Genomic DNA, 19,586 nt, shown 5'->3' on the forward strand with positions numbered 1-19,586 from the left:
CTTGGGAGATTTCTCTGGAGCGGCCAGCAATTCGCCCTTCAATAACCCGAAATAATGCGAAATTGGGGGCGGGCTAGGTGGCCGGTGACCTGGCGATACACCCGCTCCGGCTGAAGTTCTGGGAATGGCATGGCATGGTTCAGGTTTGATAGGACGGGGGTGCTTGGTTGAGGGGGTTGAACGGCCTTGGACCGGTGGGGAATTTCTCGTATAGCGGTAAATGTCGGCATTAAAGGTGTCGCGCTGTTGGTCGTCGCCATGCTCGCGGGCTGCTCGGGGCAGCCGGGAGGCTCGGAGAGCCCGGCGCGGGAGCCGAGCGTCAGGCCGAACGCGGAGAACTCGCCGTCCTGCGCCGTCACCGCCCGGCTCATCCCGTCGTGCGGTGCCTGGTGGGGGATCGCCCCAGAGGTCTTCACCGGTACGGGTGTCGAAAGGTCGCTGCAGAGCGCCGAGACCCGCATCGGCGGCACCGCCGACGTGCTGCACGTCTATCACCGGGGCAAGGAGGAGTTCCCCACCGAGGAGGAGGTCGGGCTGGCTCGCGACCCGGTCCGGCCCAGGCTGCTGCTCATCAACTGGAAGCCGTCGTTCGACCACACCTGGGCGCAGATCGCCGGCGGAGCCATCGACCGCAGGATCGACCGGCTGGCCGACTACATCAGACGCACCTTCCCCGAGCGGTTCTTCCTCACCCTGCACCACGAGCCGGAGAACGACGTCGACGCCACCCCCGGCTCGGGCATGCAGGCCACCGACTACGCCGCCATGTACCGCCATGTCGTGCTCAGGCTGCGCGAGGAGGGCGTCAAGAACGCGGTCACGGTCATGACCTACATGGGTGCCCCGAACTGGGCGGCCAAGCCCTGGTTCGAGCAGCTCTACCCGGGTGACGACGTGGTCGACTGGGTGGCCCTCGACCCCTATGCCGACCACCGGGTCAACGACTTCGACGGACTGGTCAACAAGACCCGGCCCGACTTCGGCCAGTGGCCGGGGTTCTACCGCTGGATGCAGTGGCGCTTTCCCGGCAAGCCGGTCATGGTCGCGGAGTGGGGCGTGTTCGAGCGGTCCGGCGACCGTACGGCCAAGCGCTCGTTCTTCGAGTCGGTGCGCACGCAGATCCAGCACTACCCGCAGATCAAGGCGTTGATCTACTTCGACTCAACGCACGCGCCGCGCGGCGACACCAGCTTCGACTCCGACCCCGCGGCCGGACGGGCGTTCAGCGAACTCGCGCGAGATCCGTACTTTCACTCGACGCCTGTGCCGCGGCCCTGACGCGCCAGCGCCAGCCCGCGACGGTCACGAGGGTGGCGCCCGCGAGCGCCCACAGCGTCAGCGTGTTGCTCGCGTCGAGCAGCTTGAGCGCGGAGGCGAGCAGGACGATCCCGAGCACCGCCCTGATGAGGCCGCCCGGCGCCCTGGAGGAGATCCGGGCACCGAGGTAGACGCCCGGGACGGAACCGATGAGCAGCGAGAGCGTCAGTTGGAGCTGGAAGTCGCCGAAGAGCAGATGGCCGAGCGCGGCCGAGGCGACCAGCGGCACCGCCTGCACCAGATCGGTGCCGACGAGCTGGTTGGCCTTGAGCGCCGGATAGAGGGCGAGCAGGGCCACGATGATCAGGGAACCCGAGCCGACCGAGGAGATCCCGACCACGAGACCGCCTACCGTACCGACCAGTACGGTCGGGATTGGGCGCACGACAATATCGTGGGCGCTCGACGTGCCGCCCTTCCCGGCCAGCCACGTCTTGACGGCCAGGCCCGCGACGGCGAGCAGCAGGGCCACGCCGAGCGCGTACTTCACCGCGTCGCCGACCGCGAACGCCCGCGCCACGAACACCCCGCAGAACGCCGCCGGCACCGACCCCGCGCAGAGCCAGCCCACCAGGCGCATGTTGACCGTGCCCCTGCGCAGGTGGACCGCGCTGCCGACCGGTTTCATCACGGCCGAGGCGACCAGGTCGCTGGAGACCGCGGCCAGCGGCGGAACGTTGAAGAACAGCATCATCATCGGCGTCATGAGCGCGCCGCCGCCCATGCCGGTGAGCCCGACGACGATGGCCACCACAAAGGATCCGGCGATCAGGGGGAAGTCGATCAACGAACCCAGCCTCCGCTGCGCAGCGCCCCCAGCACCTGGGCGACGGCCGACTCGATGGAAATGTGTGTCGTGTCGATGACCAGCTCGGCGTCGTCCGGCTCCTCGTAGGGATCGGAGATGCCGGTGAACTCGGGGATGAGCCCGGCGCGGGCCTTGGCGTACAGGCCCTTGCGGTCGCGCCGCTCGCACTCCTCCAGCGGGGTGGCCACGTGCACGAGCAGGAAGTCGGCGCCGACCGAGTCGACCATCTCGCGCACCTCCTCGCGGGTGTCCGCGTAGGGGGCGATGGGGGCGCAGATCGCCAGCCCGCCGTGGCGCGCGGCCTCGGCGGCGACGAAGCCGATGCGCCGGATGTTGAGGTCGCGGTCGTCCTTGGAGAACGTCAGCCCCTTGGACAGCAGGTGACGGACCACGTCGCCGTCGAGGTAGGTGACCGTGCGGCTGCCCAGCTCCAGCAGCGAGTCGCGCAGGCCGCGGGCGATCGTGGACTTGCCGGAGCCGGACAGGCCGGTGAAGAAGACCACGAGCCCGCGCCGGTGCGGCGGTCCGGGGATGCGCACCGGCTCGGGGCCGGCCAGGTGCTCGGTGGCGCCGTAGGCGGTGGCGACGTGCTCGCGCAGTTCCAGGTCGATCTCGGGCTCCGCGCGCGGCGCCAGCGGCACCGAGACCACCAGCGTGCCCTCGGGCAGTTGCTCCTTGGCGCGCAGTGCGGCTCGTACCACGGCCGGGCCCGTCTCGCCGAAGGAGAGGGGGAGCAGCACGATCACCGCGTCGAGCTCCTTGGCGGTGGCGACGATCTCGGTGAGGTCGTCGAGCGGTCCCCGCATGGTGACGGCGAGCGCCTCCCGCCCGTCGAGCTCGTCGCGTACCTGTGCCGGAGTACGGCGAAGCCGGGCGAACGGGCCGTGCTCCGGAGCGCCCAAGCTCTTCACCGGGCCGGAGGTCAGTCCGTCGGGCTCGCGCTCGGCGACGGTGAGCACGGCCAGCGGCACGCCCTCGGGGTCGAGCAGCGTGACCTCGTCGCCGGGGGCGGCCTCCGCGGGCAGGTGGAGCGTGACGGGCGCGGGCCACGGGGTGCCGTCGGCGAGCGTGCCGCGCTCGTGCACCGCGTGCAGGTCGTCGTGGCCGAGGTAGCCCCTCAACGGCTGGAACGCGCCGGAGAGCAGCAGCTCCAGATCGGCCAGCTCGTACGCGCCGGGGGTCCACTCCACGTTCTGCCATCCCAACTATTCCGATTGAATTGGTAGGAAAGGATTCTATCCTTTGCTACAAGTGTGTCGCTAGATGAGGCGTGCGAAGTGGTTCTGTGGCTTTCTGATGACCATGGCGATCTCGTCGTGTGAGGACGGGAAGCGGCCGCGGGTCAGCTTGGCCGTCATCGCGACGGCCGTGCGGCCGATGCGGCCCATGGCCGGGCCGCTGGTCGCCTCGTGGTCATCGGTGATCATGAGTCCGCGCGTCAGGCAGAAGGCGTGGATCCCGTCGCGCGAGGTCACCGGCCCGTAGACGGCCGGCAGCGGGCCCGGCGTGCCGGTGGCCACCAGGTGCCGCCAGAGCAGCAGCCGCAGCCAGGACGGGGTGGTCCGGTCGAGCAGGCCGTAGGCGGACTTCCGGTCGCGCATGCGCAGCAGGATCAGCCCGCCGGGGCGCAGCGCCTGGAGCAGCCGGTCGAAGACCAGCTCGGCGTGCTGGATGCGCTCCAGCAGGAACGAGAGCTGGATCACGTCCACGGACCTCGGGGGCAGGGGCACGCAGCGCAGGTCGCCCAGCGACCACCTGACGAGATCGGCTCGCTCGGCGACCGCCATCCTGATCGGGGGCAGGTCCTCGTCGACGCCGGTGATCCTGGTATCGATCCGATCCAGGACCAGTGGCTCGTCGTGCGCGCATCCGGCGACGAGCACGTCGAGCCGCCTGCCGAGCTGTCCGGCCCACTGTTCGCGGATCCGCTGACCAAAGAGATCGCCCCTCGGGGCTACCGACCGCACCTCAGACATGTCACCTAGAGTAATCAATCGACGCCAATTAGTAAGGCATTTCCCTGCTAGCGTCCTGCGCCGTGAGTGATCTCGTGTACGTGGGCAACGCGAACGTGGACGCCGCGATGGACCATGGCTGGCTCCTGGGTCATTTCAAACCCTACGGGGATCCGAGACACAGCAACGGAGTGGAAATCAAATGGGGCACCCACCTTCCGGGCGACGAGCGCGCCGAGTGGGTGAAAGGCGAAGAGCGTACGGCGCTGCTGATCCTCATCTCGGGCCGCTTCCGCGTCGAACTACCGGGGAGAAGCGTTCTGCTCGCCGAGCGAGGCGACTACGTGGTCTGGGGCAAGGGCGTGGACCACTCCTGGCGCGCGGAGGAGGAGTCGGTGGTCCTGACGGTCCGCTGGCCGTCCGTCCCGGGCTACAAGGTCGCGGAGCAGGACGGGGGCGTGGGGTAGATGCGAATAGAGTAGGGGAACCCCCACGCCCGCCGGCTGGGGGTAATCGTCGTGGGGCTGTCGAAAAATGAGTCTGTCCGGGCTGCTTGATCTTGTCATCACCGACCCCAAGCTGACCGCCGCTCTGGAAGAGGGCGGAGACATCTCGCTGGTGGCGCCGTCCGCGCTGCGGCCGTTCGGAGTGGCCGCGCTGGCCGGGCACGATCAGCGGGCCGTGCTGGCGATCACCGCCACCGGCCGCGAGGCGGAGGACCTGGCGAGCGCGCTCACCAGCTTGATCGAGCCCAGCTCCGTGGCCGTCTTCCCGGCCTGGGAGACGCTGCCGCACGAGCGGCTGTCCCCGCGCAGCGACACCGTGGGGCAGCGGCTGGCGGTGCTCAGGAGGCTCGCGCACCCGGTCAAGGACGACCAGTCGGCCGGGCCGCTCAGCGTGGTCGTGGCGCCGATCAGGGCGTTGCTCCAGCCGATCATGAAAGGTCTGGGCGACCTGGAGCCCACCCGCCTGCGCGCGGGCGACGACGCCGACCTCGACGAGGTCGTGCGGCGACTGGTCGAGAACGGCTACCACCGGGTCGACATGGTGGAGAAGCGGGGCGAGGTGGCGGTCCGCGGCGGGCTGCTCGACGTGTTCCCGCCGACCGAGGAGCACCCGCTGCGGCTGGAGTTCTGGGGCGACACGGTCGAGGAGATCCGCTGGTTCAAGGTGGCCGACCAGCGGTCGCTGGAGGCCGCGGACGGCGGGCTGTTCGCGCCGCCCTGCCGTGAGCTGCTGCTCAACGCTGAGGTCAGGCAGGCGGCGCGCGAGCTGGGCCGGGAGCACCCGGCGCTGATCGAGGTGCTCGACCAGCTCGCCGAGGGGACGCCGGTCGAGGGCATGGAGGCGTTCGCGCCCGTGCTGGCGGGGGAGATGGACCTGCTGCTCGACCACCTGCCCGCCAACGCCGCGGTGTTCGTCTGCGACCCCGAGCGGATCAGGAGCCGGGCCGAGGAGCTCGTCCGCACGTCGCAGGAGTTCCTGGAGGCGTCGTGGATCAACGCGGCGGCCGGGGGCGAGGCGCCGATCGATCTCGGCGCGGCGGCGTTCCGCTCGCTCGACGAGATCCGCCTGCACGCCGACGTGCTGGGGCAGCCGTGGTGGACGATGGCGCCGTTCGGGGCCGGGGTCGAGCTCGACGCGCAGGACTCCGAGGCGTACCGGGGCGACACCAGGAAGGCGCTCGACGACGTCAAGGGCTGGCTGGCCGAGGACAAGGCGGTCGTGCTGCTGAGCGAGGGGCACGGCCCGGCCGAGCGCATGGTCGAGGTCCTCAAGGGCGTGGACGTTCCCGCCCGGTTGGTGAAATATCTGGATAAATCGCCGGATCCGAAGGTTGTTCATGTCTCGACGGGGTTGATCGAGCACGGGTTCATCACCCCCAACCTCGCGGTGCTCACCCACCTCGACCTCGTCGGCCAGAAGGCGTCCACCAAGGACATGCGCCGCCTGCCGTCCCGCCGCCGCAACATGGTCGACCCGCTCCAGCTCAAGGTCGGCGACCACGTGGTGCACGAGCAGCACGGCGTCGGCCGCTACGTCGAGATGGTGCAGCGCACGGTCCAGGGCGCGACGCGCGAATACCTGGTCATCGAGTACGCCAAGGGCGACCGCCTGTACGTGCCGACGGACCAGTTGGACGAGGTCACCCGCTACGTCGGCGGCGAGGCCCCGACGCTCAACCGGATGGGCGGCGCCGACTGGGCCAAGGCCAAGTCCCGGGCGAAGAAGGCGGTCAAGGAGATCGCGGGCGAGCTCATCCGCCTCTACTCCGCCCGCATGGCCTCGCCCGGCCACGCCTTCGCCGCCGACTCCCCGTGGCAGCGTGAGATGGAGGACGCCTTCCCGTACGTCGAGACCGGCGACCAGTTGGAGGCCATCGACGAGGTCAAGCGCGACATGGAGCGCGGCGTCCCGATGGACCGGCTGATCTGCGGCGACGTCGGCTACGGCAAGACCGAGATCGCGGTGCGGGCGGCGTTCAAGGCGGTCCAGGACGGCAAGCAGGTGGCCGTGCTGGTGCCGACCACGCTGCTGGTGCAGCAGCACATGTCGACGTTCACCGAGCGGTTCTCCAGCTTTCCCATCTCGCTCAGGCCGGTCTCCCGCTTCCAGACCGACGGCGAGGTCAAGGGCACTCTGGAGGGGCTCCGCTCCGGCGCCGTGGACCTGGTGATCGGCACCCACCGGCTGCTCAGCCCCGAGGTCAGGTTCAAGGACCTGGGGCTGATCATCATCGACGAGGAGCAGCGGTTCGGTGTCGAGCACAAGGAGGCCATGAAGCACCTGCGCACCCAGGTCGACGTGCTGGCCATGTCGGCCACGCCGATCCCGCGCACGCTGGAGATGGGCCTGACCGGCATCAGGGAGATGTCGACCATCCTCACCCCGCCGGAGGAGCGGCACCCGATCCTCACCTTCGTCGGCCCGTACGACGAGAAGCAGATCGGGGCCGCCATCAGGCGCGAGCTGATGCGTGACGGCCAGATCTTCTTCGTGCACAACCGGGTCGCCTCGATCAACCGGGTCGCCGCCCGGATCAGGGAGCTGGTGCCCGAGGCGCGCATCGCGGTGGCGCACGGGCAGATGAACGAGCACCAGCTAGAAAAGATCATGGTCGGCTTCTGGGAACGCGAGTACGACCTGCTGGTCTGCACCACGATCGTGGAGTCCGGCCTCGACGTGCCCAACGCCAACACGCTGATCGTCGACCGGGCGGACAACTACGGCCTCTCGCAACTGCACCAGCTCAGGGGCCGGGTCGGGCGAGGCAGGGAGCGGGGTTACGCCTACTTCCTCTACCCGCCGGAGAAGCCGCTCACCGAGACCGCCCACGAGCGGCTGGCGACGATCTCGCAGCACACCGAGATGGGCGCGGGCATGTACGTCGCGATGAAGGACCTGGAGATCCGCGGCGCGGGCAACGTGCTCGGCGCCGAGCAGTCGGGCTTCATCGCGGGCGTCGGCTTCGACCTGTACGTCCGGCTCATGGCCGAGGCCGTACAGGAGCAGAAGGCCAAGCTGTCCGGCGTGGAGGTGGCAGAGGAGCACCACGACGTCAAGGTCGAGCTGCCGATCAACGCGCACATCCCGCACGACTACGTCACCTCCGAACGGCTGCGCCTGGAGGCGTACAAGCGGATCGCCGCGATCTCGGCCGACATCCACATCGACGAGGTCCGCGCCGAGCTGACGGACAGATACGGCAAGCCGCCCGTCGAGGTGGAGAACCTACTGGCCGTCGCCAGTTTCCGCATCCGGGCCCGCCAAGCCGGGCTCACCGATGTCACGCTGCAGGGCCAGAACATCAAGTTCGGCCCGGTCAGGCTCCGGGAGTCCCAGCAGGTGCGGCTCGACCGGCTGTACAAGAAGGCCATCTACAAGCAGGCGGCGGAGACGCTGCTGGTGCCCGCGCCGAAGACCAAGCCGCTGGGCGGGCAGCCGCTTCGCGACCTCGACCTGCTCAAATGGTGCGGAGACCTGGTCGAGGCGATGTTCCTGGAGCCGGCGAGGGTAAGCTAGCCGCGGTTTTGTCGGAAAGGACGCACGTGAAGTTGATTCGAGTGGCAGTGGCCGCTGCAGTGGTGGGTGTCGCGCTGACCGCCTGCTCCTCGCCCATGGAGGCCGGTGCCGCGGCCGTAGTGGGTCATGAGCGGATCTCGGCGCGCGACCTGAACAAGAACGTCCAGGAGTACGAGGCCGCGCTGCGGAAGGTCAACATCGACCCGTCGCAGCTCGGTGTGTCGGTCAACCAGTTCGTCCTGTCCAGGATGGCCGAGCAGAGCCGGCAGCAGCAGCTGGCCGACAAGTTCGGGGTGCAGGTCAGCGACACGGAGATCGACACCGCTGCCGCGGACAAGGGCGAGCAGCAGACGGCCGAGATGAACCTGCTGTCCAAGGGCGTCGCCCCGACCAACCCGCGCGGTTACCTGCGGGCGATGATCGGCGTCAACAAGGTGATCGAGAAGTTCGGCGGTTCACAGAACCAGCAGGCCGTGGAGAAGTTCAAGGTCGAGTACAACGGGCTCGCCCCGGTCTTCAGCCCGCGCTACGGCAAGATCGGGCAGCAGGGCTTCGTCGACGCCGGCCGCTTCGGCAAGCCGTCGGTGACCACCGAGCAGACCGACCAGGCCCAGCAGCAGCAGTCGCAGGGCTAGACGTGCCGCTGATCGTCGTCACCACCTCGCCGCGGGTCGCACCGGGTCTGCTGAGCCACCAGGCGTGGCAGGCCTTCGGTTCGGGCCCCGTGCTGACCGGGTCCGAGGATCATCCGCAGCTGCCCTACCTGGCCGAGGCCGGGGTCGAGGTGGCCGTCGTCACGCCCGACCCCGCCGCGCTGGCGCGGCGGGCGGTGACGGAGACGGTGGTCTGGCTGGCCGCCGCCGACTCCGAGGACTTCATGCGCTCGGTCGGCCACGCCGCCGTCGCGATGGCCGAGCCGCCGCTGATCGAGGTGGTGCCGGGCTCGTACGATCTGCCGGGCGCGCGGGTGCTCGACCTGGTCGCGGTGATGGACCGGCTGCGCACCGAGTGCCCGTGGGACCGCAAGCAGACGCACGAGACCTTGGTGCCGTACCTGCTCGAAGAGGCCTACGAGGTGCTGGAGACGATCGAGCAGGGCGACTACCCGGCGCTCCGCGAGGAGCTGGGCGACCTGCTGCTCCAGGTGGCCTTCCACGCGCGGGTGGCCGACGGGTTCGACATGGACGACGTGGCCGAGGGGATCGTCGAGAAGCTGGTGCGGCGCCATCCGCACGTGTTCGGCTCGGTGCGGGCGGAGACCGCCGACGAGGTGAACGACAACTGGGAGGCGATCAAGGCGGCCGAGCGCGCGTCGAAGGGTGATCGCCCGTCGGTGCTCGACGGGGTGCCGATGGGGCAACCCGCGCTGTCGCTGGCCGCCCAGCTCGTGCGCCGGGCCGAGCGCGCGGGCGCCCCAGAGGGGCTGACCGCCGCGATCTGGCAGGGGGTGGGGCGCGAGCTGTTCGACCTCGTCCGCCGCGCCCAGGACGCGGGCCTCGACGCCGAGACCGAGCTCCGCGCCGCCGCCCGCTCCTACCGCGACCGCGTGCTCCGCTGGGAGTCCGAGCGCGAGTCGTCGTAACCCCGCCGACGCGCGGGTTCTTGGCTGGTTCTCCGGGGATTTGGCGGAGTGTCATGCTTCCGGCTGCTGCCTGGTCCCGGCCGACCGATAGGCTCTGAAGGCATACTTGCCTTTCGATTTAGGAGCTCAACCCGTGGCTACCATCGAGGTCGTATACGCTCGCGAGATCCTCGACTCCCGGGGCAACCCGACCGTCGAGGTCGAGGTGATTCTCGACGACGGCGGCAGGGGACGCGCTGCGGTGCCCAGCGGCGCGTCGACCGGCCAGTTCGAGGCTGTGGAGCTGCGTGACGGAGACGAGCGTTACGGCGGCAAGGGCGTGGAGAAGGCCGTGCTCGCCGTCACCGACGAGATCTTCGAGGAGATCAACGGCATCGAGGCCGAAGACCAGCGCATCATCGACCAGATCATGATCGACCTCGACGCGACGCCCAACAAGTCCAAGCTGGGCGCCAACGCCATCCTGGGCGTCTCGCTGGCCGTGGCCAAGGCCGCCGCCGACAGCGCCGAGCTGCCGCTGTTCCGTTACCTGGGCGGCCCCAACGCCCATGTGCTGCCCGTGCCGATGATGAACATCCTCAACGGCGGCGCCCACGCCGACACCAACGTCGACATCCAGGAGTTCATGATCGCGCCGATCGGGGCGCCGACGTTCCGCGAGGCCGTGCGCATGGGCACCGAGGTCTACCACGCGCTCAAGGGCGTGCTGAAGGAGAAGGGCTACGCCACGGGGCTGGGCGACGAGGGCGGCTTCGCGCCCAACCTGCCGTCCAACCGCGACGCGCTCGACCTGATCCTGGTCGCGATCGAGCGGGCCGGCTACACCCCGGGCGAGGACGTCGCGCTGGCGCTCGACGTGGCCGCGTCCGAGTTCCACAAGGACGGCGTCTACACGATCGACGGCAAGGGCCTGTCGGCCCAGGAGCTCATCGCCTTCTACGCGGACCTGGTCGACAACTACCCGCTCGTGTCGATCGAGGACCCGCTCGACGAGGAGGACTGGGCCGGCTGGAAGGCCATCACCGACGCCATCGGCGACAAGGTCCAGCTCGTCGGCGACGACCTGTTCGTGACCAACCCGGAGCGGCTCGGGCGCGGCATCGCCGAAGGCACCGCCAACGCGCTGCTGGTCAAGGTCAACCAGATCGGCACTCTGTCCGAGACGCTCGACGCGGTCGACCTGGCCCACCGCAGCGGCTACCGCTGCATGATGAGCCACCGTTCCGGCGAGACCGAGGACACGACGATCGCCGACCTGGCCGTGGCGGTCAACTGCGGCCAGATCAAGACCGGCGCCCCCGCCCGCTCGGACCGGGTGGCCAAGTACAACCAGCTCCTTCGCATCGAAGAAATTCTCGACGACGCCGCTCGCTACGCGGGTCGCGCGGCTTTTCCGCGCTTCCAGCGCTAGTTTCGGGTACGGCTCGCGGCATGGCGGGTATGCCGCGAGCCGCTCAGAAACGGCAAACACGACTATCCGCCCAGGCCTGGGCCGGTCGCCACGCCGGGCCGGGCAGTGAGGGGGTATGGAGCGTTGGCGAAGAGGCCGCAGCTGACCGGTCGGGCCGCCATCCTCGCGATCGTGGTGTGCGCGATCGCCATGAGCCTGGCCTATCCTGTGCGCGAGTACATCGCCCAGCGCCGCGGCATCGCGGAGCTGCAGGCGGAGAAGGCGCGGGTCGAGGCCGACCGCCAAGCGCTGGCCGCGCAGGCGGAGCAGATCCGCGATCCCAACTGGATCAAGCGGACGGCCAAGGAGCGGCTGCACTACTGCGGGCCGGGCGAGAAGTGCTACGTGGTCATGGACGCCGAGCCGGACAAGACCGAGAAGACGGTCAAGCAGCCCGCGACGCGGCCGCCGTGGTACCAGACGCTGTGGGAATCGGTCGAGGCCGCCGACACGGGCCAGGGCCGCAAGGCCGGATAAGACGGGGAGAGCGTTGGACAGCAGTGACGTCGAAGCGGTGCAGCGGCAACTGGGGCGCCCGCCGAGAGGGCCGCGCGAGGTGGCGCACCGCTGCCCGTGCGGCAACCCCGACGTGGTGGAGACCGCGCCGAGGCTGCCCGACGGCTCGCCGTTCCCCACCCTCTACTACCTGACCTGCCCCAAGGCGGCCTCCGCGATCGGCACCCTGGAGGGCTCGGGGCTGATGCGCGAGATGCAGGCCAGGCTGGCCACCGACCCCGAGCTGGCCGCCGCCTACCAGGCCGCCCACGACGACTACGTGGCCAGGCGCGACAAGGCGGCCGAGGACCAGGGCCTGGAGCCGCTGCCGCGCGACATGCAGAGCACCGGCGGCATGCCGCTGCGGGTGAAATGCCTGCACGCGCTCGTCGCGCACGAGCTGGCCGTGCCCGGATCCAACCCGTTCGGCCGGGAGGCGCTGGATGCCCTCCCCGAGTGGTGGAGTGACGGACCATGCGTGTAGCCGCCGTTGACTGCGGCACCAACTCCGTACGCCTGCTGATCGCCGACCTCGGCGGCGACGAGGTCACCGACGGCACGCCGGCCCATGGCGGGGCGGCCGGTGGCGGGCCGGTCGACGTCGAGCGGCGGATGGAGATCGTCCGGCTGGGCGAGGGGGTCGACAAGACGGGGCGGCTGGCTCCCGAGGCGCTGGAGCGGACGTTCGCCGCGATGCGGATCTACCGCAAGCTCATCGACCAGCACGGCGCCACGGCGACCCGGGTGGTGGCGACCAGCGCGACGCGTGACGCCGCCAACAGGCAGGAGTTCGTCGACGGGGTGCGCGAGATCTTCGGGGTCGAGCCCGAGGTGGTGACGGGCGCGGAGGAGGCCGAGCTGTCGTTCGTCGGGGCGACCAGGGGGCTGGTCCGGTTGTCGCGCGAGACCGGGATGCCGCAGGGGCCGCTCCCTCCCTACCTGGTCGTCGACATCGGCGGCGGCTCGACCGAGTTCGTGGTCGGCTCCGAGCACGTCATCGGCGCTCTGTCGGTCGACATCGGCTGCGTGCGGCTGACGGAGCGCCACCTGCGCTCATCGGGCTCCGCGGGGGCCCCGGAAGAACCACCGTCGGTGCGGGCGCTGGAGGCCATGGTGGCCGACATCGAGGCCGCGCTCGATCGGGTGGCCGAGGTGGTGCCGGTCCAAGAGGCGCACACACTGGTCGGTCTGGCCGGCTCCGTCACGACGGTGGCGGGCATCGCGCTCGACCTTCCCGCGTACGTTCCGGAGCGGATCCATCACTCCCGGATCACCGCGCCACAGGTTCACGACGTCACCCGTCGACTGCTCGCGATGACCCATAGTGAGCGGGCCCGGATTCCGGTGATGCACCCCGGAAGAGTTGACGTGATTTGTGCCGGCGCGCTGATTCTGGACCGCATCGTGCGGCGTTTCGCGTTTCCGCAGGTAGTCGTGAGTGAACACGACATCCTTGATGGAATCGCATACTCCATAGCCTGATATCTCGGCGAAATCCGGACATACATGGTTTCCGGTTGTGTTGAGGGTGCAATCACTTTTGTGCTTAGGTAAGGGCAGCATTGCGGGGGCTTTGCCATATCGCCGGACACGGATGGTGTCGGCGTGGCAACCGTTCCCGAGCGCGTCTTTTCCCTAACGGAATGGAGCACTCTCAGATGAAGTCCTCTCCTTTAGCGCGTAAGGCGGCGGCGTTCGGCGCCTCCGCCGCCGTGCTGGGCGCCATGATCGCGGGGCTGGCAGCCGCTCCCGCGCAGGCGTCCACCCAGGCCACCGCGGGTAAGGCCGGCACCGCGGCCACCACCGCCAAGGCCAGGCCCAAGGTCTCGGTGTCCACGCCCAAGGCGTCGACCCGCGACTACGAGGGCGCCTGCCCGGTGAAGGTCGGCATCACCGCCAAGGTCAACGTCAAGCTCGACGGCAAGACCGACCTCGCCTACCGCTGGCTCCACGGCGATGGGTCCAAGGGCAAGGTCAAGGTGCTGAAGCTCAAGGGCCACGGCACCAAGTCGGTCAAGATCGGCCAGACGCTCTCCTTCGACGAGAGTGTCAAGGGCTGGGAGGCCGTGCAGGTCCTCAGCCCCCGCAAGGTGACCTCGAAGAAGGGCTACTTCTCGGTCAACTGCGCGGAAGAGGTCGTCGTCGAGAATGGTGACGACAAGAAGGTCTCGGTCAGCGCCTGGGCCGACCCGAGCTCGTACACCGGCCCCTGTACCCCCGGCGACAAGATCAACTTTGTTGGCCGGATCAAGGTCAGCGACCCGTCGTGGGTCAAGTACCGCTGGGTGCTGGACGGCCGCGTCGTCGACTACGGCAAGACCAAGGTGCGCCACTCGCGGACGGTCTCCTTCGGGTACTCACCGCGGGTCAGCGAGCGCGGCTACGCCGTGCTGCAGGTCGTCGGTGCCGGCGACTCCTCGTCCGACCGGGCCTACTACAGGGTCACCTGCAAGGACGAGACCCCGGCTCCCTCGGTGAAGGTCACGGCCACCAACCTGGTGACCGCCACCAACAACGACGGCTGCAAGGTCGGCGCGCACGCCACCATCAACTCGACCGGCCGCGCGCGGGTCGAGTACACGTGGTCGGTCAACGGCACGTCCGTCGACAAGGGCACGGTCCTGTTCGGCCGCGAGGGCTCGCGTACCGTCGAGCTGTCGGACCGCGTTCTGTCCGGTGACGCGACGAAGGGTGGAAAGGTCACCCTGTCCATCTCTGGACCGCGTAACAACGACTCGATCACGCAGTCCTACGCCGCGTGCGTGGCGCCGAAGCCGAAGATCACGGTTTCGAGCATCTCCGTCGGCCAGCGCAACAACTTCTGCGCCGACAAGCGCGGCCCGGGCGTCGACTTCAAGGCGACGATCTCCAGCTCCGCTCCGACCACCGTCAAGTACTACTGGGTGATCGACGGCAAGAAGGAGAACCCGGACCTTGAGCGTCAGGTCACCGGCAGTGTCGACGTGACCTGGGGCATCGCCGGCGCGCAGAGCGCCAGCGAGACCAAGGGCTCTGTCTCGCTCGTGGTCGTCAGCCCCGACGCCGCCTCTTCGGCCACCACCTTCTCGGTGGCTTGCCCGAAGACCGGTGTCTGATCGGTTGAACTGAACCGGGTGGCGCCCTCCGGCGCCACCCGGTTTTTCGTTGTCGCTACGGTTGCGACGTGAGCTTCGTACCTCCCGGCACCGGCTGGCCCGGCGACCCGGCGACCGCTGACACCCCGGTCGCCCACGACCCCGCTGACGTGCGCCGTCTGGCCGCCGCCGGCGACACTCTGGCGGAGCTCACCGCCGCGCAGTCCGTGTGCAGGGCCTGCCCGCGCCTGGTGGAATGGCGTGAGGACGTGGCCGAGGTGAAGCGGCGCGCGTTCGCCGACGAGACCTACTGGGGGCGGCCGGTCGCCGGGTGGGGCGAGGACGAGCCGCGCGTCCTGCTCGTCGGACTCGCCCCGGCCGCGCACGGGGGCAACAGGACCGGGCGGATCTTCACGGGTGACCGCAGCGGCGACTGGCTGTTCGCCTCGCTGTACCGCGTCGGCCTGGCCGTACAGGAGACGAGCACGCGCGCCGGTGACGGGCAGAAGCTGATCGGCGCCCGGATGCTGGCCTCGGTGCGGTGCGCGCCGCCCGCGAACAAGCCCACGCCCGAGGAGCGGGCCACCTGCCTGCCGTGGATGTCCCGTGAGCTCGCGCTGACCGCGCCGAGCGTGCGGGTGGTCGTGGCGCTGGGCGGGTTCGCCTGGCAGGCCATGTGGCCCGCGCTCAAGGAGGCCGGTTACTCGCTGCCGCGCGGCAGGCCGCCGTTCGGGCACGGCGTCGAGGTCCAGGTCTCCTACGGCCAGGCGCCGGTGACCCTGCTGGGCTGCTATCACCCCAGCCAGCAGAACACCTTCACCGGCAGGGTGACCGCCCAGATGCTCGACGACGTCTTCGCCCGAGCCAGGGCGCTGGGGGTGTGATGTGTCGCACGACCTGGGGATTGGCTTTTGGGGACGCTCTTGACGTAACCTTGTGAATAGTTTCACAAGCTTCCCCGCAAGGGATGGGACCTGAGGATGAACAAGCACATTCTGATCGTCGGCGGCGGTTACGTCGGCCTCTACACGGCATTGCGACTGCAGCACAAGCTCCGCAAGGAGCTGCGCGACGGCGAAGTGCGCATCACGATCATCGATCCCCACTCCTACATGACCTACCAGCCGTTCCTGCCTGAGGCGGCGGCCGGTAACCTCTCCCCGCGGCACGTGGTCGCCCCGCTGCGCCGGGTGCTGCCCAAGGTGCGCGTGCTCAACGGCACGGTCACCGCGGTGGACCACGAAGAACGGGCCGTCACCTTCCAGCCGGTCGAGGGCGAGTCCCGCCAGATCGCCTATGACGTGATCGTGATGGCCGCCGGCTCGATCTCGCGGACGCTGCCGATCCCGGGGCTGACCGACATCGGCATCGGGTTCAAGACCGTGGGCGAGGCCATCGCGCTGCGCAACCGGGTCCTGCACCTGCTCGATGTCGCCGAGTCGACCGACGACCTGGAGGCGCGCCGCCGGTCGCTCACGTTCGTCGTGGTCGGCGCGGGCTTCGCGGGCGTCGAGGCGCTGGCCGAGCTCGAGGACATGGCCAAGGACTCGACCCGCTACTACCGCAACATCACGCCCGCCGACATCCGCTGGGTGCTGGTGGAGGCCACGAACCGGGTGCTGCCCGAGGTCGGCCCCGAGATGGGCAAGTGGACGCTGGAGCAGCTGCGCGAGCGCGGCATCGAGGTGAAGCTCGACACGCGCCTGGAGTCGTGCGAGGGCGGCCACGTGGTGCTCTCCGACGGCACCGAGTTCGACGCCGAGACCCTCGTGTGGACCGCGGGCGTCAAGCCCAGCCCGGTGGTCAACGACGGCGGCCTGCCGCTCGACGAGCGCGGCCGGATCAAGACCACGACCAGGCTGACCGTCGCGGGCGTCACGGACGCCTTCGCCGCCGGTGACGCGGCGGGCGTGCCCGACGTGACGAACCCGGGCCAGTATTGCGCGCCCAACGCCCAGCACGCCGTACGCCAGGCCAAGGTGCTGGCCGACAACCTGGTCCGCCATCTGCGGGGGCAGGAACTGGTCGACTACCGACACAAGTATGTCGGATCGGTCGCCGGTCTCGGCCTGCATCAGGGCGTCGCGAACGTCTACGGCATCAAGCTTCGCGGATTCCCTGCGTGGTTCATGCACCGCACCTACCATCTGTCGCGGGTGCCGACGCTGAACCGCAAGGTCCGTGTCGTCGTCGACTGGACGCTGGCCTTGTTCTTCAAGCGGGAGACCATCTCACTGGGCGAGATGGAGCACCCACGCGACGGGTTCAGGGCCGCCGTGGCGACGACCCGCCGCTAGCCCGCGTACAGCAGCGCCCCGGTGCGTCGCATCGGGGCGTTTCGGCATCCTCGATCTCGATAGAGAGGGGATCCACGAGTGGGGCTCTCAGCGGTGACGGTGCTCGGCGTGGACCGGCCCGGCGTGATCGCCGCGGTCACCGGCTCGCTCGCCGACTGCGGGGCGAACATCCAGGACTCGACCATGACGCTGCTCGGCGGCCATGTCGCGATGATGCTGCTGGTCTCGGGCGACCTGAGCGCCGAGGAGCTCTGCAAGCACCTCTGCGCGCCGGAGCTGGTGGTCACCGCCTCGGCCGTCGAGGCCCGCCGCTACTTCGGCAGGCGGCCGACCGGTCTCGGCTACGTCCTGACCGTCCACGGCCCCGACCGGCCGGGCATCATCTCGGCCATCAGCGCCGTGCTCGCCTCGGTGGGCGGCAACATCACCGGCATGAGCACCCGGCTCACCGGCCGGCTCTACGTCCTCATCGCCGATGTCGAGCTGCCCGAGGAGGTCGACGTGGCCGGGCTGATGCGCCGGCTGGCCACGGTCGGCTCGGGTCTCGAGTCGGAGATCACCTTCCGCCCCGTTGAACCGGACCTGCTGTGACCTGGCCGGACGGGATCGTCCGCGGAGTGCTCGACGCTCCGCACCCGCTCCTGTCCGCCCGGGCCCAGCAGGTGGACCCCACAGACCCCCGCGTGGTGGCGGCGGCGGCCGACCTCCTCGCCACCCTGCGCAGCGAGCCGAGGACGGCGGGCCTGGCTGCCCCCCAGATCGGGCTGAGCTGGCGGCTGATCGCCTTTGACGCCGCCGGGCACCCGAAGGGCCGGTCCTGGGCCGGCGAGCTCGTGGTGGTCAATCCACGCCTCGCCGAGGCGTCTCGCTGGCGCGCGGGGCGCGAGGGTTGCGTCTCGATCGCTGATCTGACCGGTGACGTACGGCGAGCGACGCGTATCACAGTGTCCGGCAGCTTGCCTGACACGGGAGATCCCGTCACCATCGAGGCGGATGCATTCGAAGCTAGGTGCATTCAGCATCAACTGGACCATCTCGACGGCGTTCTGTTCCTGGACAGAGTGCCAGGAGCCCTATCACTTCACCGCAGACTTCACAGATGTGACGCCTGATACGAAGTTGTGCTCCTCGGAAGCATGGTCCGTTTCGTATGATTGCGGCGCCCCCGTAGCCCAAAGGCAGAGGCAAACCCCTTAAAAGGGTTGTAGTGCGGGTTCGAATCCCGCCGGGGGCACCCGCGTCTACCATAGGAAATGCCCCATTAAACAACCCTCAGTAACCGCGGGAACTCAGGAACGTATCCGTTCGTTGTCCACCTGCTGAAGTCTCGAAACCACATAGATCTGAGCGCCGGTTGACCTAGGCGACGCCGGGTCCAATAAGCTCGGCGCACAGGAGGCAGCGATGGAGAGCAAGAACCCCGTTTTCAACAGGTCCAGGCAGTCGGCAGGGTGGCAAGGCGCGACGCCGACGCCCGGCCACCTGCAGAACATGTACGACTCCCCGTCGTACGCCCCTTCGGCTCCGCCCGCCTACCGGGCGATGACGATCGACGACGTCGTGGTCCGCGGCTTCATGACCCTGGGCACGCTCGTCGTGACCGCGGCGGCGGCCTGGTATCTCAACGTCTCCCTGGGCGTGGCCATCGGCGCCGCCCTCGTCGCGCTCGTCCTGGGGCTGATCGCCTCCTTCAAGATGAGCACCAACCCGGCGTTGATCCTCGGTTACGCGGCGTTCGAAGGGGTCTTCCTCGGCGCGATCAGCAGCGCCTACGAGAACCTCTACAACGGGATCGTGCTCCAGGCGGTGCTCGGCACCGCGTTCGCTTTCGGCGGAGTCCTGACCGTCTACGCGTTGCGCGTCGTCAGGGTCACGCCGAAGTTCGTCCGGTTCGTGGTCGCCGCGGGCATCGCGGCCATCGGGCTGATGCTCGTCAACATGATCGCCGGTTTCTTCGTCGCGGGCGGCCTCGGCCTCCGCACCGACTCCCCGCTCGGCTGGATCTTCAGCATCGCGATGATCCTGCTCGGCTGCTTCTTCCTGCTGCTCGACTTCAACTCGATCGAGGAGGGCGTCCGGCAGGGCGCTCCGGAGAAGTTCGCCTGGCAGTGCGCCTTCGGGCTCACGCTCAGCCTCGTGTGGATCTACCTCGAGGTGCTCCGGTTCATCAGCATTTTCACTCGTAGCGACTGATCGTTCGCCTCCTGGACCCCGTCGATCCGGCGGGGTCCTTCGCTTTGCGCGACCGAAAATCTACCCGCCGTCACAAAATGGTCGGAGGTTGGGGCTTGTCATTCCGGGGGACGTGTTGCAGTGTCGAGCAAAGGACCTTAATCCGTGGAGGTGCCCATGTCCTTGAACCACTCACCGGAGACGCACACGAAGCTCATCGCCAGGGTCCCAACGATAACGGGACGCGAACTCCCCGAGTGGTTTCAAGCCATCGACAACGGCCCGTCCTTCCTGAGGTGTGACGAGCGGGCCAACTGGCTCGCCGACGAGCACGGGCTGACCCATGGCTACGCCGCCGCGATCGTGCACGAACACGAGCGGTTCCGCCATAACCGCACGGGCTTCCTGTAGCC

The 19,586-nt window shown here is 69.0% G+C and carries 19 protein-coding genes and 1 tRNA gene; 17 read left to right on the top strand and 3 right to left on the bottom strand.

What is annotated here, in order from left to right; genetic code table 11:
* Positions 1-246: 246 nt before the first annotated feature.
* Positions 247-1,278: a glycoside hydrolase family 26 protein gene (locus KLK06_RS33600; RefSeq protein ID WP_250906408.1), complete on the top strand. Its 1,032-nt coding sequence runs from the start codon at positions 247-249 to the stop codon at positions 1,276-1,278.
* Here KLK06_RS33600 and KLK06_RS33605 read toward each other — a convergent pair.
* The 3 genes from KLK06_RS33605 to KLK06_RS33615 all read right to left on the bottom strand — a co-directional run bounded on the left by KLK06_RS33605 (position 1,223) and on the right by KLK06_RS33615 (position 4,101).
* Positions 1,223-2,104 carry a sulfite exporter TauE/SafE family protein gene (locus KLK06_RS33605; RefSeq protein ID WP_214639619.1) on the bottom strand — a complete coding sequence of 294 codons (882 nt, stop codon included), beginning with the start codon at positions 2,102-2,104 and terminating at the stop codon, positions 1,223-1,225. The two genes, KLK06_RS33600 and KLK06_RS33605, sit on opposite strands and share 56 nt — an antisense overlap.
* Positions 2,101-3,315, bottom strand: coding sequence for an adenylyl-sulfate kinase (cysC, locus tag KLK06_RS33610; protein ID WP_214639620.1), 1,215 nt, complete (start codon positions 3,313-3,315; stop codon positions 2,101-2,103). The genes KLK06_RS33605 and cysC overlap by 4 nt, the downstream gene beginning before the upstream one ends.
* A gap of 69 nt (positions 3,316-3,384) precedes the next feature.
* Positions 3,385-4,101: a bifunctional 2-polyprenyl-6-hydroxyphenol methylase/3-demethylubiquinol 3-O-methyltransferase UbiG gene (locus KLK06_RS33615; RefSeq protein WP_214639621.1), complete on the bottom strand. Its 717-nt coding sequence runs from the start codon at positions 4,099-4,101 to the stop codon at positions 3,385-3,387.
* A gap of 62 nt (positions 4,102-4,163) precedes the next feature.
* Here KLK06_RS33615 and KLK06_RS33620 point away from each other — a divergent pair, with 62 nt between their 5' ends.
* The 16 genes from KLK06_RS33620 (at position 4,164) to KLK06_RS33695 (ending at position 19,584) form a co-directional block, all read left to right on the top strand.
* Complete coding sequence (locus tag KLK06_RS33620; protein WP_214639622.1) at positions 4,164-4,547, top strand: signal peptidase I; 384 nt, start codon at positions 4,164-4,166, stop codon at positions 4,545-4,547.
* 67 nt (positions 4,548-4,614) lie between these two features.
* Complete coding sequence (gene mfd / locus KLK06_RS33625; RefSeq protein WP_214639623.1) at positions 4,615-8,103, top strand: transcription-repair coupling factor; 3,489 nt, start codon at positions 4,615-4,617, stop codon at positions 8,101-8,103.
* A 26-nt stretch (positions 8,104-8,129) separates the two neighbouring features.
* A complete protein-coding gene (locus tag KLK06_RS33630) occupies positions 8,130-8,738 on the top strand; it encodes a SurA N-terminal domain-containing protein (protein ID WP_214639624.1) in 609 nt (202 codons plus the stop codon).
* A gap of 2 nt (positions 8,739-8,740) precedes the next feature.
* Positions 8,741-9,685 carry a MazG family protein gene (locus KLK06_RS33635; protein ID WP_214639625.1) on the top strand — a complete coding sequence of 315 codons (945 nt, stop codon included), beginning with the start codon at positions 8,741-8,743 and terminating at the stop codon, positions 9,683-9,685.
* 133 nt (positions 9,686-9,818) lie between these two features.
* Positions 9,819-11,096 carry a phosphopyruvate hydratase gene (gene eno / locus KLK06_RS33640; RefSeq protein WP_214639626.1) on the top strand — a complete coding sequence of 426 codons (1,278 nt, stop codon included), beginning with the start codon at positions 9,819-9,821 and terminating at the stop codon, positions 11,094-11,096.
* 123 nt (positions 11,097-11,219) lie between these two features.
* Positions 11,220-11,612: a septum formation initiator family protein gene (locus KLK06_RS33645; protein WP_214639627.1), complete on the top strand. Its 393-nt coding sequence runs from the start codon at positions 11,220-11,222 to the stop codon at positions 11,610-11,612.
* A 13-nt stretch (positions 11,613-11,625) separates the two neighbouring features.
* Complete coding sequence (locus KLK06_RS33650) at positions 11,626-12,114, top strand: DUF501 domain-containing protein (RefSeq protein ID WP_214639628.1); 489 nt, start codon at positions 11,626-11,628, stop codon at positions 12,112-12,114.
* Positions 12,105-13,112, top strand: a complete 1,008-nt coding sequence (locus tag KLK06_RS33655) for a Ppx/GppA phosphatase family protein (protein ID WP_214639629.1) — start codon at positions 12,105-12,107, stop codon at positions 13,110-13,112. The genes KLK06_RS33650 and KLK06_RS33655 overlap by 10 nt, the downstream gene beginning before the upstream one ends.
* Positions 13,113-13,288: 176 nt before the next feature.
* A complete protein-coding gene (locus tag KLK06_RS33660) occupies positions 13,289-14,725 on the top strand; it encodes a hypothetical protein (RefSeq protein WP_214639630.1) in 1,437 nt (478 codons plus the stop codon).
* 68 nt (positions 14,726-14,793) lie between these two features.
* Complete coding sequence (locus KLK06_RS33665) at positions 14,794-15,588, top strand: uracil-DNA glycosylase (RefSeq protein WP_214639631.1); 795 nt, start codon at positions 14,794-14,796, stop codon at positions 15,586-15,588.
* Between the two features lie 96 nt (positions 15,589-15,684).
* Positions 15,685-17,001: an NAD(P)/FAD-dependent oxidoreductase gene (locus tag KLK06_RS33670; protein WP_214639632.1), complete on the top strand. Its 1,317-nt coding sequence runs from the start codon at positions 15,685-15,687 to the stop codon at positions 16,999-17,001.
* 78 nt (positions 17,002-17,079) lie between these two features.
* On the top strand, positions 17,080-17,592 hold the full coding sequence (locus KLK06_RS33675) for a glycine cleavage system protein R (protein WP_214639633.1): 513 nt from the start codon (positions 17,080-17,082) through the stop codon (positions 17,590-17,592).
* Complete coding sequence (locus KLK06_RS33680) at positions 17,589-18,113, top strand: peptide deformylase (RefSeq protein ID WP_214639634.1); 525 nt, start codon at positions 17,589-17,591, stop codon at positions 18,111-18,113. The genes KLK06_RS33675 and KLK06_RS33680 overlap by 4 nt, the downstream gene beginning before the upstream one ends.
* 49 nt (positions 18,114-18,162) lie before the next feature.
* Positions 18,163-18,235: transfer RNA gene (locus KLK06_RS33685), tRNA-Leu, on the top strand.
* 170 nt (positions 18,236-18,405) lie between these two features.
* On the top strand, positions 18,406-19,194 hold the full coding sequence (locus KLK06_RS33690) for a Bax inhibitor-1/YccA family protein (protein WP_214639635.1): 789 nt from the start codon (positions 18,406-18,408) through the stop codon (positions 19,192-19,194).
* A gap of 156 nt (positions 19,195-19,350) precedes the next feature.
* A complete protein-coding gene (locus tag KLK06_RS33695) occupies positions 19,351-19,584 on the top strand; it encodes a DUF4287 domain-containing protein (RefSeq protein WP_214639636.1) in 234 nt (77 codons plus the stop codon).
* Positions 19,585-19,586: the final 2 nt, after the last annotated feature.

Source organism: Nonomuraea sp. NEAU-A123, from assembly GCF_018603905.1.
GTDB lineage: Bacteria > Actinomycetota > Actinomycetes > Streptosporangiales > Streptosporangiaceae > Nonomuraea.